Origin of the sequence: Micromonospora antibiotica (assembly GCF_017599305.1) — a bacterium.
GTDB lineage: Bacteria > Actinomycetota > Actinomycetes > Mycobacteriales > Micromonosporaceae > Micromonospora > Micromonospora antibiotica.
Genome location: NZ_JAGFWR010000026.1, coordinates 45981 through 59390 on the forward strand (window position 1 = coordinate 45981; position 13410 = coordinate 59390).

Annotated in this window: 14 protein-coding genes; 4 read left to right on the forward strand and 10 right to left on the reverse strand. The window is 72.0% G+C overall.

Annotation, left to right across the window (positions count from 1 at the left end):
• Nucleotides 1-63: 63 nt before the first annotated feature.
• Nucleotides 64-1287, reverse strand: coding sequence for a radical SAM family heme chaperone HemW (gene hemW / locus JQN83_RS27770; RefSeq protein WP_208570148.1), 1224 nt, complete (start codon nt 1285-1287; stop codon nt 64-66).
• Nucleotides 1288-1306: 19 nt separating this feature from the next.
• Between hemW and JQN83_RS27775 the strand changes: the two genes are divergently transcribed.
• Nucleotides 1307-2089: an enoyl-CoA hydratase-related protein gene (locus tag JQN83_RS27775; protein WP_208570113.1), complete on the forward strand. Its 783-nt coding sequence runs from the start codon at nt 1307-1309 to the stop codon at nt 2087-2089.
• A gap of 97 nt (nt 2090-2186) precedes the next feature.
• Nucleotides 2187-3050 (forward strand): hypothetical protein, encoded by an 864-nt coding sequence (locus JQN83_RS27780; protein ID WP_208570114.1) that lies wholly within the window; start codon nt 2187-2189, stop codon nt 3048-3050.
• Nucleotides 3051-3071: 21 nt separating this feature from the next.
• Here the strand turns inward: JQN83_RS27780 and JQN83_RS27785 are convergent, their stop codons facing one another.
• The 8 genes from JQN83_RS27785 to JQN83_RS27820 all read right to left on the reverse strand — a co-directional run bounded on the left by JQN83_RS27785 (nt 3072) and on the right by JQN83_RS27820 (nt 11028).
• Nucleotides 3072-3713, reverse strand: coding sequence for an MOSC domain-containing protein (locus JQN83_RS27785; RefSeq protein WP_208570115.1), 642 nt, complete (start codon nt 3711-3713; stop codon nt 3072-3074).
• Between the two features lie 42 nt (nt 3714-3755).
• Complete coding sequence (locus JQN83_RS27790) at nt 3756-4586, reverse strand: carbohydrate ABC transporter permease (RefSeq protein ID WP_208570116.1); 831 nt, start codon at nt 4584-4586, stop codon at nt 3756-3758.
• On the reverse strand, nt 4583-5569 hold the full coding sequence (locus JQN83_RS27795; RefSeq protein ID WP_208570117.1) for a carbohydrate ABC transporter permease: 987 nt from the start codon (nt 5567-5569) through the stop codon (nt 4583-4585). The genes JQN83_RS27790 and JQN83_RS27795 overlap by 4 nt, the downstream gene beginning before the upstream one ends.
• Nucleotides 5566-6855 (reverse strand): sugar ABC transporter substrate-binding protein, encoded by a 1290-nt coding sequence (locus JQN83_RS27800; RefSeq protein ID WP_208570118.1) that lies wholly within the window; start codon nt 6853-6855, stop codon nt 5566-5568. Before JQN83_RS27800 ends, JQN83_RS27795 begins: the two co-directional genes overlap by 4 nt.
• Nucleotides 6856-7154: 299 nt before the next feature.
• Nucleotides 7155-7442 carry a GlsB/YeaQ/YmgE family stress response membrane protein gene (locus JQN83_RS27805; protein WP_208570119.1) on the reverse strand — a complete coding sequence of 96 codons (288 nt, stop codon included), beginning with the start codon at nt 7440-7442 and terminating at the stop codon, nt 7155-7157.
• A 212-nt stretch (nt 7443-7654) separates the two neighbouring features.
• Nucleotides 7655-7942 carry a GlsB/YeaQ/YmgE family stress response membrane protein gene (locus JQN83_RS27810; RefSeq protein ID WP_208570120.1) on the reverse strand — a complete coding sequence of 96 codons (288 nt, stop codon included), beginning with the start codon at nt 7940-7942 and terminating at the stop codon, nt 7655-7657.
• 446 nt (nt 7943-8388) lie between these two features.
• Complete coding sequence (gene lepA / locus JQN83_RS27815; RefSeq protein WP_208570121.1) at nt 8389-10266, reverse strand: translation elongation factor 4; 1878 nt, start codon at nt 10264-10266, stop codon at nt 8389-8391.
• A gap of 225 nt (nt 10267-10491) precedes the next feature.
• The gene (locus JQN83_RS27820) at nt 10492-11028 is read right to left on the reverse strand and encodes a DUF4240 domain-containing protein (protein ID WP_208570122.1); all 537 of its coding nucleotides are present in this window, start codon (nt 11026-11028) and stop codon (nt 10492-10494) included.
• Here JQN83_RS27820 and JQN83_RS27825 point away from each other — a divergent pair.
• Both JQN83_RS27825 and rpsT read left to right on the forward strand, forming a co-directional pair.
• Nucleotides 11027-12325: a phosphotransferase family protein gene (locus JQN83_RS27825; RefSeq protein WP_208570123.1), complete on the forward strand. Its 1299-nt coding sequence runs from the start codon at nt 11027-11029 to the stop codon at nt 12323-12325. The two genes, JQN83_RS27820 and JQN83_RS27825, sit on opposite strands and share 2 nt — an antisense overlap.
• A gap of 157 nt (nt 12326-12482) precedes the next feature.
• Nucleotides 12483-12749 carry a 30S ribosomal protein S20 gene (rpsT, locus tag JQN83_RS27830; protein ID WP_067311213.1) on the forward strand — a complete coding sequence of 89 codons (267 nt, stop codon included), beginning with the start codon at nt 12483-12485 and terminating at the stop codon, nt 12747-12749.
• 174 nt (nt 12750-12923) lie between these two features.
• Here rpsT and JQN83_RS27835 read toward each other — a convergent pair whose 3' ends face one another.
• On the reverse strand, nt 12924-13352 hold the full coding sequence (locus tag JQN83_RS27835) for a hypothetical protein (protein WP_208570149.1): 429 nt from the start codon (nt 13350-13352) through the stop codon (nt 12924-12926).
• Nucleotides 13353-13410 lie beyond the last annotated feature (58 nt).

Here is a 13410-nt window from a genome sequence, read left to right on the forward strand (position 1 = left end):
CGGGCACCACCGCCGGCCCCGGCCCGCCCCGCTGCGGTGCGCGGCGGGCCGGCGGGACCACGCTCACGGCAGCAGGTCGCGGACCACCGCGTCGGCCAGCAGCCGGCCCCGCAGGGTGAGCACCGCCCGCCCCTGCGGGTAGGCCACCGGATCCAGCAGCCCGTCGGCGAGCGCGCGGGCGGCGGCGGCCCGGCCCGCGTCGTCCAGCACGTCCAGCGGCAGCCCGGAGGCGAGCCGGAGCCGCAGCATCACGTCCTCCATGTGCGCCTCGGCCGGGGTGAGGATCTCCCGGGCCAGGCCGGGCGAGTGCCCGGCGGCGAGCCGTTGCGCGTACGCGCTGGGGTGTTTGACGTTCCACCAGCGCACCCCACCGACGTGGCTGTGCGCCCCCGGGCCGAGGCCCCACCAGTCGGCCCCGGTCCAGTAGAGCAGGTTGTGCCGGCACCGGGCCGCCTCGCTGCGGGCCCAGTTGGAGACCTCATACCAGGAGAACCCGGCCGCGTCGAGGGCGGCCTCCGCCGCCAGGTAACGGTCGGCCGCCACGTCGTCGGAGGGGTACGGCAGCTCGCCGCGCCGCATCCGGGCCGCCAACCGGGTGCCGTCCTCCACGATCAGGGCGTACGCGCTGACGTGGTCGACCCCGGCGGCGACGACCTGGTCCAGTGAGGCGGCGAAGTCCTCGGCGCGCTCCCCCGGCGTGCCGTAGATCAGGTCCAGGTTGACGTGGTCGAACCCGGCGTCGCGGGCCTCCCGGGCGGCCTCGGCGGCCCGGCCGGGGCGGTGGGTACGGTCGAGGACCGCCAGCACCCCGGCGGCGGCGGACTGCATGCCCAGCGAGATTCGGGTGTAGCCGGCGGCCCGCAGGGTCTTCAGCGACTGCGGGGTGACCGACTCGGGGTTGGCCTCGGTGGTCACCTCGGCGTCGGCGGCCAGGCCCCAGGTGCGGTCGATGCCGTCCAGCAGGCGGGCCAGGTCGTCGGCGGGTAGCAGGGTGGGGGTGCCGCCGCCGACGAAGACCGTGTCGACCCTCGGTGGCGGGGCGTCGCCGAGCACCCTGGCGGCGAGCGCCAGCTCGGCGAGCACGGTGTCGGCGTACGACGCCCGGCTGACGCCTGCGCCCAGCTCGGCGGCGGTGTAGGTGTTGAAGTCGCAGTAGCCGCAGCGGCTGGCGCAGAACGGTACGTGCAGGTAGACGCCGAAACCGCGCGCGCCGACCTCCCGCAGGGCGGTGGTGGGCAGCGCGCCGTCGACGGGAACGGTCTCACCATCTGGAAGGACGCCGGGCATGGCCACTAGTGTGCCCGGCATGACCTCTCCCGACCGACTCGTGCGGGTCGCCACGGCCCGTGGGGTGACCACGCTCACCCTGGACAGCCCGCACAACCGCAACGCGCTGTCCACGGCGCTGATGACCGAGCTGCTGGCCGGGATCGCCGCGGCGGTCGCCGACGACGCGGTCCGGGTGGTCGTGCTGGACCACACCGGCCCGGTCTTCTGCTCCGGGGCGGACCTGAAGGAGACGGCGGCGGCGTACGCCAGCGGGTCGGTGCCGGCCGGGATGCTCGGTGACGTGCTGGTGGCGGTGCGGGAGTGCCCGAAGCCGGTGCTGGCGAAGGTGGCCGGGCCGGCGCGGGCCGGCGGTCTGGGCCTGATCGCGGCGGCGGACCTGGCGGTCTGCGCGCAGGAGGCGACGTTCGCCTTCACCGAGGTGCGGATCGGGGTGATCCCGGCGGTGATCTCGGCGACCGTGCTGCCCCGGCTGCATCCCCGGGCCGCTGCCGAGCTGTACCTGACCGGCGACACCTTCGAGGGTGGGCGGGCCGCCGAGGTGGGCCTGGTGACCGCCGCCGTACCGGCCGCCGAGCTGGACGCGGCGGTGGCCGGGTACTGCGCGTCGCTGGTCCGGGGGGCGCCGGGGGCGTTGGCCGGGACGAAGGAGTTGCTGCGCCGACCGCCGGCCACGGACCTGCGGGCGGAGATCGCCGACCTGTCCGCCCGCTCCACCGGTTACTTCCTGTCGGCCGAGGGCCGCGAGGGCGTGGCGGCGTTCCGCGAGCGGCGGGACGCCGCCTGGGTACCGACGGATTGAGCTGGTTTCTTCCGGTTCCGTGCGGGAACGTGAACCGGTCGACCGACCCGGGGTCCCCGGATGACGACGTAGGCTGGCTCCGACCCTGAAACAGGAGGTGCGGGTGCGGACACGGACATTCGTGGCAGCCGGTGTCGTGGTGGCGTTGTTCGCCATCGTCGGGGGCTGGGGAGTCCGTCAGTTCGACGGGGAGCTTCGGCTCCCCATCGCGGGCCGCAGTTGCACCGTTCAGGCCGACGGCACCGTGAAGCTCGACGCCGACCAGATGGCCAACGCGGCCACCATCGCCGCGATCGGCATGCAACGGCAGATGCCCGAACAGGCCGTGGTGGTCGCCCTGGCCACCGCCTACCAGGAGTCGGGGCTGCGCAACCTCACCCATGGTGACCGGGACTCGCTCGGCCTCTTCCAGCAGCGCCCCAGCCAGGGTTGGGGCACCCCGGAGCAGATCCGCGACCAGCGGTACGCGGCGACCCGGTTCTACAAGGCGTTGAAGAAGGTGCGCGGCTGGGAGCGGATGGAGGTCACCGACGCCGCCCAGGCGGTGCAGCGGTCGGCGTACCCGACGGCGTACCAGAAGTGGGCCGACGAGTCCCAGGTGCTGGCGCGGGCCCTGCTCGGCGAGGCTACCGGCGCGGTGGCCTGCACGGTGGGGCGTACCCCGGTGATGCGCGGGCAGGCGGCGGCGGCTGAGCTGACCCGTGGCCTGACCCTCGACTGGGGCCTGCCCGACGCCGGGGCGGTGGCCGAGCTGACCGACGTGACGGTGCCCGCCACGGACGTCCGCGACGGCTGGCGGTACGCGCACTGGTTGGTCTCGCACGCCCCCGACCACGGGGTGAAACGGGTCCGCTTCGACGGTCTGGAGTGGAGCGCCGACAACGGCCGGTGGGCGAAGGTCTCCGACGGCCGGCCGACCGAGGCGAGGGTGCTGGCCGAGGTCTTCGCCGACCGCGCCTGACGGGTCGACGGGCCGGTGCGGTCAGCCGGCGACGTTCAGCCGGCGACGCACCTTCTCCCGGGTCGATTCGGGCAGGTCGGGGACGTCGAGCAGCCGGGGCAGCAGTTCCGGTTCCAGGCTGGTGGCCCGGAACACCTCGCCGATGGTGACGCCGTGCGCCGGCCGGTCCACCACCTCGACCGGGTCGCCCGCGCCGACCTCGCCGTCGCGCAGCACCCGCAGGTACGCCCCGGGCATGGCCCGGACGGTGAACCGCTTGATCAGGTCGGGCACCCCCCAGAAGCCGGCGAAGGTCATGCACGGGGTACGCGGCTTGGTGACCTGGAGCAGCGCCGACCCGACGGCCCAGCGTTCGCCGATCACCGCGCCGGTGACGTCCACCGCCCAGGTGGTGAGGTTCTCGCCGAACCCGCCGGGGCTGATGTCGCGGCCCAGTTCGGCCGACCACCAGCCGGCGTCCTCCTGCGCGTAGGCGTAGACCGCCTGGTCGGGGCCGCCGTGTTGGGCCCGCTCACCGATGAAGTCACCGGCCACCCCGTCGGCGCGCAGCAGCACCGGGCCGTCGACCGGCCGCTTGTCGATGCCGCTGCGTCCGCTCGCGTCGCCCGCCCACTGCGCCTGCGTCACCACGCCGAGGTTCACCGCCACCACCCTGCCCGTCATGACCCCAGGGTACGGCCGGGCGCGGGTGGTCACCGTCCCGGCTCAGCCCTTGACCGCACCGGCGACCAGACCGGAGACCATCCGGCGCTGCACCAGCAGGAAGAAGACGATCACGGGCAGGGTGAACAGGGTGGACGCGGCCATCACCGACCCCCAGGCGGTGTCGTCGCGGCCGAAGAAGAACGTCATCGCCACCGGCAGGGTGTAACGGCTCTGGTCGTTGACGAAGGTCAGCGCGAAGATCAGCTCGTTCCAGGCGGTGATGAAGGAGAAGATGCTGGTCGCCACCAGGCCCGGCGCGACCAGTGGGAAGAGGACCTTCCGGAAGATCTGCGACCGGCTCGCCCCGTCGATGGCGGCGGCCTCCTCCAGCTCCTTGGGCACCGCCGCGACGAAGCCGCGCAGCATCCACACCGCGAACGGCAGGGAGAAGCCCAGGTAGGTCAGGATCAGGCTGGGCAGGGTGTTGTAGAGGCCGAGCCGCTGGATCATCAGGAACAGCGGGATGACCAGCGCCTCCAGCGGGATCATCTGCACCACCAGCAGCAAGATCAGGAAGGTGGTCCGCAGCCGGAACCGGAACCGGGCCACCGCCGTCGCGGCCAGCAGCGCCACCAGGCCACTCAGCACGACCGTGCTGACGGCCACCAGCACGCTGTTGAACAGGAAGTCGCCGAAGGTCACGCCGGGGATCAGGTTGCCGGTGAGGATCTCCCGGTAGTGCTCCAGGGTGGGGTGTGCCGGCACCGGCCGGGGGGTGGCCGAGAAGATCTCCCGGTTGGGCTTCAGCGAGGTGGCGACCATCCAGTAGACCGGGAAGACGGCGAAGAGCGCCACCAGCAGGCCCGCACCGTTGAGGGCGACCTTCTTCACGACTCGTCCTCCTGTCTGAGCACCATCCGGACGTACAGGCCGGTCACCAGCAGCAGGATCAGCGTGAGGATGACCGCGATGGCCGAGCCCACGCCATACCTGGGCGGTGGGGAGAACGCCTCGGCGTACGAGTAGATGGCGAGCATGAACGTCGGCCGGTCCTGGGTGCCGCCGGCCAGGACGAACTGCTGGGTGAAGACCTTGAAGTCCCAGATGGTGGAGAGCACCACCAGGATGCCGAAGACCGGCCGCAGCAGCGGGAAGGTGATCTTCCAGAACACCGTCCACGGGCCGGCCCCGTCGACCCGGGCCGCCTCGTGCAGCTCGCTCGGCACGCTCTTGAGCCCGGCGAGCACGCTCACCGCGATGAACGGGAACGAGTGCCAGACCACCACCAGGGTCAGGATCGCGAAGAACAGCAGCGGCGAGTTGAACCAGCCGTAACCCGACCAGTCGGTGCGGCCGAAGAGCGCCTGCGACAGCCCGTCGGGCAGGGCGTTGAACGCCCAGGTGACCAGACCGGAGGTGTCATCGAAGATCCATTTCCAGACGATCGTGCCGGTCAGCGCCGGGGTGGCCCAGGCCAGCATCACGCAACCGGCCACGAAGGTGGCCATCTTCCGGCCGAGCCGGTGCAGCAGCAGCCCGACCAGGGTGCCCAGCACCATCGTCAGCAGCACGTTCGCTGCGGCGAAGAGCACCGTGTTGCGCAGCACCGTACGGAAGAACGGGTCGCCGAGGATCTGGGGGTAGTTCGCCAGCCCGACGAACGGCCACTCCCGGTCCCCGCGCAGCTGCCGGACGTTGTCGAGCCGGAAGAACGACATCGTCACCACCTGACCCAACGGCCAGAGCAGCAGCACCCCGATCACGACCAGGCAGGGCAGCAGGAGCAGGTACGGCAGGCGGTCCACCCGGGACCGTCGCCGCGCGGGGGTCTTCCGCGCGGCGTCCGTCCGGGTGCGCTCGGTCAGCGTGCTCACTTGGCGTTGAGGATGCTTTCCATCTCGGCGGCGGCGTCACCGGTGGCCTGCTCGACCGATTTCTGCCCCTTGATGATCGAGCTGTTCATCGCCTGGGTGACCGTCTTCGTCCGGCTGACCTCCACCCACTTGGGGGTCAACGGCGTCACCCGGGTGCGCTGCATGGTGCTGGCGAACGCCGCCATCAGCTTGTCGTCGGCGTAGTTCCCGCCCTGCACGAGGTCGGCGTAGACCGGGAAGAACCCCAGGCTGCCGGCGAAGGTCTGGGCGTTCTTCTTGTTCAGCAGCACGGTCAGGTAGTCCCAGGCCAGGTCCTGCCGCTTGCTGTCGCGCCACAGGGCGATGTCCGAGCCGCCGGCGAAGGCCGGGGCCGGCCTGCCGTCCGGGCCGGGGATCGGGAAGGTGCCCCAGACCTTCTCGATGTCGGGGTTGTCCTTCTTGATCGCGCCGGCCTGCCAGCTGCCGGCGAAGGCCATCGCCGCCTTGCCGGTGGCGAACTGGGTACGGGCGTCGATCTCGTTCCATCCGGCGGCGGCGGGCGGGGCGACCTTGTGCACGGTCACCAGGTCGGTCCAGAACTTCACCGCCTGCCGCACCTGCGGGCTGGTGTAACCGGACTTCCAGGTGCCGCCCTGGTCGGTGGCGATCTCGCCGCCGGCACCCCAGAGGAAGGAGTAGAAGGGCAGCTCGGAGTTGCCGGGCAGGGCGATGCCGTAGGTGCCGGGTTTCTTGGCCTGCACCGCCTTGGCGACCGCGACCAGGTCGTCCCAGTTCTTCGGCGGCTGCACGCCGGCCTCGGCGAACCAGTCGGTGCGGTAGTAGATCGCGCGCACCCCGGCGTACCAGGGGACGCCGTACTGCTTGCCGTCGAGTTGCGCGTTGCGCACCAGGTCGGGCAGGACGTCCTTGCCGTCGGCCCAGCTGCCGAACCTGCCGGAGACGTCGGCGAGGGCCTCCTGGGCCGCCCAGCCCTGGGTCTCGGTGTTGCCGAGTTCGGTGACGTCCGGGCCCTCGCCGCCGGCGAGCGCGGCCTGAAACTTCTTCGGCGCCTCCAGCCAGGGTATGTACTGGACCACCACGTCGGTGTCGGGGTGCCGCTGCCGGAACTCGGTCTCGACGCCGTCGAGGAACGTCGTCTGGGCGTCGCTCCCCTCGCCCATCATCCAGACCGTCAGCTTGCTGTCGTCGGCGGCTTCGTCGTCGCCGGAACCGCCGCAACCGGCGAGCACCATCGCGGCCGAGGCCACGATGGCGGTGACCGGGGCCAGCCGTTTCCACCTGTTCACGCCACTTCTCCCTCGCACTGTCCGGCACTTACCTTCTCAGCCGCACCCTAGTAGGAAAATTTCCTTTACGACAGGGGTGGGTGCCGCCCCGCGCGAGCGGACCGTCGACGGCACGGCGGCGGACGGCGGGGCGTTCGGCGAGGCGACCGTATCGCAGGCGGGGGCCGCTCTGGCAGGCCCCGCGACGACCCGTCGGGATCGATGGCCACCATCCGGACGAGCGGATGCCCGCCCCCGAACCGGGGGCGGGCATCCGCTGAGTTGGTCCGTGCCGGCCGGTCACCGACCGGCGGGCGGGATCACCGGTGGCTGACGCCCCGACGACGACCCACACCGGCCACCAGGGCCACGGCGATGGCGGCGAGGACGACCTGCACCAGCAGCTCGGTCCAGTCGATGCCGGCGGTCTGAGTGGCGATGCCCATCGCCCGGGCCAACACGGTGCCCAGCAGCGCAGCGCCCACACCGATCAGCATGTGCAGCCAGATCGGCATGTTCTGGCGGCCCGGCACGACCAGGCGACCCAGAGCGCCGATGATGAGACCGACGACGAGCGCGGTGATGATGCCCCAGACGGTGAACTCCACGGCCGTCCTCCTTCAGTAGATATGTCGTTGGTGAGTGTTTGTTGCTGTGGTGATCGATAGGTTCCCGAAGCGGAGAATTTCCAAACCGACTCAGGTAACGATCTGGTCTAGACCGCCCGCCACCGGCGACGACCCCCGCCGCCCGACCCCGTACGCCAGCGGGCGCCCGACCCCCGTGGGGGTCGGGCGCCCGCTCAGCGGTGCCGCTTGACTTACCGGTGGGTGACGCTGCGGCGGCGACCCACACCGGCCACCAGGGCCACGGCGATGGCGGCGAGGACGACCTGCACCAGCAGCTCGGTCCAGTCGATGCCGGCGGTCTCGGTGGCGATGCCCATCGCCCGGGCCAACACGGTGCCCAGCAGCGCGGCGCCCACACCGATCAGCATGTGCAGCCAGATCGGCATGTTCTGGCGGCCCGGCACGACCAGACGGCCCAGAGCGCCGATGATGAGACCAACAACGAGCGCGGTGATGATGCCCCAGACGGTGAACTCCACGGTCGCCCTCCTCCTGAAGATTGAGTCACACGGTATGTGTGGTTCCTGTCGTGACAGCTAGATTCCCGACCCGCCGGAAAACCAAACCGACTCACCACCACACATGTCGCCGCACGTCGATCGAACACCGCTGCGTCGGTTCGCCGGCCGTCGATGTCCGTGCAGCTCAGGGCACTCGCGCCAGCCCATCCGGCAGCGACGCCGGGGCGGAAGATTCGTCCGTACGACACCGGGGCGCGCATGCCGACGGCCGGCGGCCCGGTCGGAACACCGGGTCCGCCGGCCGTCGTGGGACACCTGGGCCGGCCGTGCCGCGCCGACGCGGCCGAGCCGACGGGCCGGGCGGGCGCGGCCGAGCCGACGGGCCGGGCGGGCGCGGCCGAGCCGACGGGCCGGGCGGGCGCGGCCGAGCCGACGGGCCGGGTGTACGCGCCCGCTGCGGGCGGCTACTTCTTGCCGGCCGGCTTGGCGTCGCCGGAGTCCGAGGAGAGCGCGGCGATGAATGCCTCCTGGGGCACCTCCACCCGGCCCACCATCTTCATCCGCTTCTTGCCCTCCTTCTGCTTCTCCAGCAGCTTGCGCTTACGGCTGATGTCACCGCCGTAGCACTTGGCCAGCACGTCCTTGCGGATGGCACGGATGGTCTCCCGGGCGATCACCCGACTGCCGATGGCCGCCTGGATCGGCACCTCGAACTGCTGGCGCGGGATCAGGGTGCGCAGCTTCGCCGCGATCGTGGTCCCGTAGTTGTACGCCTTGTCCTTGTGCACGATCGCGCTGAACGCGTCCACCGGCTCACCGTGCAACAGGATGTCCACCTTGACCAGGTCGGACGCCTGCTCGTCGGTGGGCTCGTAGTCCAGCGAGGCGTAGCCCTTGGTGCGGCTCTTCAACTGGTCGAAGAAGTCGTAGATGATCTCGGCGAGCGGGAGGGTGTAGCGCAGCTCCACCCGGTCGGCCGAGAGGTACTCCATGCCGAGCAGGCTGCCGCGCCGCCCCTGGCACAGCTCCATCACCGCGCCGACGTAGTCGTTCGGAGTGAGCACACTGGCGCGCACCACCGGCTCGTACACCTCGGCGATCTTGCCGGTGGGGTACTCGCTCGGGTTGGTCACCACGATCTCCTGGCCGTCCTCGGTGATGGCCCGGTAGACCACGTTCGGGGCGGTGGAGATCAGGTCGAGGTTGTACTCCCGTTCCAGCCGCTCCCGGATGATCTCCAGGTGCAGCAGGCCGAGGAAGCCGCAGCGGAAGCCGAAGCCGAGCGCCCCGGACGTCTCCGGCTCGTAGTCGAGCGCGGCGTCGTTGAGCTTGAGCTTGTCCAGCGCCTCACGCAGGTTGGGGTAGTCCGAACCGTCGATCGGGTAGAGGCCGGAGTAGACCATCGGCCTGGGGTCCTTGTAGCCGCCGAGCGCCTCGGTGGCCGGCCGGGCGTTGATGGTGACGGTGTCACCGACCCGGGACTGCCGGACGTCCTTCACGCCGGTGATCAGGTAGCCCACCTCGCCGACGCCGAGCGCGTCGGCCTTGACCATCTCGGGTGAGATGACGCCGATCTCCAGCAGCTCGTGCACGGCGGCGGTGGACATCATCTTGATCCGGTCCCGGGCGCTGATCCGACCGTCGATGACCCGGACGTAGGTGACCACACCCCGGTAGACGTCGTACACCGAGTCGAAGATCATCGCGCGGGCGGGCGCGTCGGCGTCGCCGACCGGCGGGACGAACTGCCTGACGATCTCGTCGAGCAGGTACGGCACCCCGTCACCGGTCTTGCCGGAGACCCTGATGCAGTCGGCCGGGTCGCCGCCGATCAGGTGGGCCAGCTCCTCGGCGTACTTCTCCGGCTGGGCGGCCGGGAGGTCGATCTTGTTGAGCACCGGAATGATCTTGAGATCGTTCTCCAGTGCCAGATAGAGGTTGGCCAGCGTCTGCGCCTCGATGCCCTGGGCGGCGTCGACCAGCAGCAGCGCCCCCTCACAGGCGGCCAGCGACCGGGACACCTCGTAGGTGAAGTCCACGTGGCCCGGAGTGTCGATCATGTTGAGGACGGCCTGCTCACCCGTCCGCTCGCCCTCGCGGATGGTCCACGGCATGCGGACGGCCTGGCTCTTGATGGTGATGCCGCGCTCGCGCTCGATGTCCATCCGGTCGAGGTACTGCGCGCGCATCTGCCGGGGGTCGACCACGCCGGTCAGCTGCAACATCCGGTCGGCCAGGGTCGACTTCCCGTGGTCGATGTGGGCGATGATGCAGAAGTTCCGGATGCGCGCCGGGTCGGTGGCACCAGGAGCGTTCGCGCCGGGATCGAGCGTCGGTGGCACAGCGGTCCGTTCTGGTCGGCTGACGGGAGCGGGCCGACGCACGCCGGCCCCCTCTATGCTCCCACGTCGCCGCGAACCCGGTCCGATCACTCCTGGGGTACCCGGACCGGACCCGACGCGGCAGGGCCCGGCGGGGTGCGCTCCTCGGCCACCTCGACGGAGAGGGCGGGCCCGGCGGGGTTCACTCCTCGGGCGGCTCGACGAAGAGGGCGGGCCCGGCGGGGTTCACTCCTCGGGCGGCTCGACGAAGAGGGCGGCGAGCTTCGGCAGCCGACGGCGGGCCTCCTGCTCGTCGTCGAAGTCCCAGAAGTCGTTCAGATCGGGCACCGGCACCCGGTCCCGCTCCGCCGGCAGGTCGGTGGCGGTCGCCTTACGGTAGGCGTCCCACGGCACCGCCAGCATGTCCTCGCACTCGAACTCCTCACCGCTGAGCGCCGCCGACCGGACCCGGGGCACCTCGGCCAACGAATCCGGGGCGGTCACCGCGGCGGCGAAGACCGCCCGCCCCTGGGTCATCAGCCAACCCCGGAAATACTCGAACCCGTCGTCGGAGCAACCCCCGTTGATCAGGTACGCCGCACCCCACAGGTCGACCCGGTAGGAAGCGGCGAGCACCCGCTGCTGGTGGTGCGCGTACCCGACGATGTCCTGCGGGGTGCGTTCGGCGAGCAGCGCGACCGTCCGGGCGGCGACCGCGCCGGCCTCGCCCCCGCCCCCGGCCCGGGCCTGGTCGATCAACTGCCAGAAGTCGTCGGTCCTCATGGCCTGGAGTCTCCCAGACCCCCGCCGGCACCCGGTCGACGCCGGGCCACCGTCGTCCCGGCCGGGGCGCACGCGTCGCGCGGGTCGGCGGTCCACCCGGTTCGGCCCGACCGGGCACGATGGTGGGGTGTCCACGACGCCGCCGCCGTACCACCGCACCGCCGTGCGGCCCGACTGGCGGGAGCTGCCCGTCGGCCTGCGGGACGCGGTCACCGCCCGCCTCGGTGCGCCGGTGGTCACGGCCCGGACCGCGACCGCGGGCTTCACCGGCGGCTTCGCCGCCGTGCTGGAGACGGCAGCCGGCACCCGGGTCTTCGTCAAGGCCGCCGAGTTGGCCAGGCAACGCCACCTGGCCGACTGGTACGCCCGCGAGCTGGCCGTCCTCGCCCGGCTGCCGGCCGGCCTGCCGGTCCCCCGCCCACGCTGGGCGCTCGACGCGGCCGGTTGGTACGCGGTCGGCCTCGACGCCGTGGCCGGGCGGACGCCCCGCCTGCCCTGGGACCCGACCGAGCTGGCCGCCGTGCTCACCGGTTACGCCGAGGTGGCCGCCGCGCTGGTCGACCCGCCGGCCGCACTGACCGCCCTCGGCCTGCCCCGGTTGGCCCAGCTGGCCCGCGACGACATCCTCTGGTGGGGTGAGGTGGCCGCCGGCCGGGAGCCGATGCCCGCACTGCCCCCGGCGGCCCGCGACCGGCTACCCGACCTCGTCGCGCTGGAGTCCCGGCTGCCCGGCTACGCGGCAGCCGCACCCGGCCTGGCCCATGGTGACCTGCGGCTGGACAACGTGCTGCTCGACCCCGCCGGGCGGGCCTGGTTCTGCGACTGGAACTGGCTCTGCCACGGCCCCGCCTGGTTCGACCTGGCCGGCCTCCTGATCACCGGGTACGGCGACCGGGTGGACCTGGATGCGGTCTTCGCCGCCCACCCGGCGGCGGCCGACGCCCCGCCCGACGCCCTGGACGTGACGCTTGCCGCCCTCTGCGGCTACTACCTCACCGCCGCCGGCCCGCCCCCGGCCGCCGCCTCCCCACCGGTTGCCGCCTCCCCGCCGGCTGATGCTCCCCCGCCGATTGGCGGTCCCCTGCCGGCTGGCGGCCTCTCAACGGTCGCCGGCTCCTCGGTGGCTGATTGCCTGACGGCGGCAGGCTGTTCCCCGGCGGCCGGGGGCTCCCCGGCGGCTGCCCAGGGGGCGGGCGGCCCGGGGGCGGCGGGCCCGTCCGCGCTGCTGGGAGTGCATCGACGGTTCAGCGGAGAGCAGGCTCTGCGCTGGCTCGCCGCCCGGCAGGGCTGGTGGTGACCGCCTGCCCCCGGCAGGGCTGGCCGGTCCGGGCGGGGGTGGGGCGTTTTGGCTCGTCCGGACCGACCTGGTAGCCTGGCTTTTCGCGTGGCGATGACGCATGCTCGTCGCGCGCGGTAATGCAGACCAAACCGAGCTATCAAGACGAGGCTGTCGCGTGGCGAACATCAAGTCCCAGATCAAGCGCAACCGGCAGAACGAGAAGCGCCGGCTGCGTAACAAGTCGGTCAAGTCGTCGCTGAAGACCGCCATCCGGAAGTTCCACGAGGCTGCGGAGGCCGGTGACGCCGAGAAGGCCACCGCCCTGATGCGTGACGCCGCCCGCAAGCTCGACAAGGCCGCCAGCAAGGGCGTCATTCACGCCAACCAGGCGGCCAACCGGAAGTCGGCCATCTCGAAGCGCGTCGGCTCGCTCTCGGCCTGACCGAGCGACCCAAACCCGACCGTAGGCCCCGGAGCAGTGCTCCGGGGCCTACGGCTTCGTACTTTCCGGGCCTCGACCCGTCGTCCGCGCTGTCTGCCGAGTCAGGTCCATCCGGGAGGGCCGGGCGGCGAGTCGGGTCTACCCGTGGGAGACGGGCGGGGCGGCGGGTCGGGTCTACCTGCGGGAGACGGGCGGGGGCGGCGAGTCGGCCGGCTCCCAGCGGGCAGGTGCGGTGGTGACCATCGCGCCCGGCAGGGCGTAGGGCACCCGGGCGCGTCCGACCACCGGCTCGACCTGCCGCCGGAACCGGTCCCGCTCCTGCTCCGGCACCAGCGCCGCCGAGTGGACCACCCGCTCGGCGACCTCGTCGTTGAGTTTCACCATGACCGCCACCGCCATCGGCAGCACCGGCACCGCCCACCAGTTGACCAACTCGGCCAGGGCAAGAAGCACCGCGAGCGCCACCGCCCCCTCGAAGAAGAGGAAGCAGAGCACCCCACCCGGGTTGACGAAGCGCAGGCCGAGCAGCCGGGCGTAGAGCGGTCGGTAACGTTGGTCGTCCGCCGGCACGGTCGACCATCCCGGCCGGCCGTGCCCCGTCACCGGGCGGGTGGAGCCGCTCACCGGCCGGTGCACGCCATCCACCTGCCGCAGGTGGCCG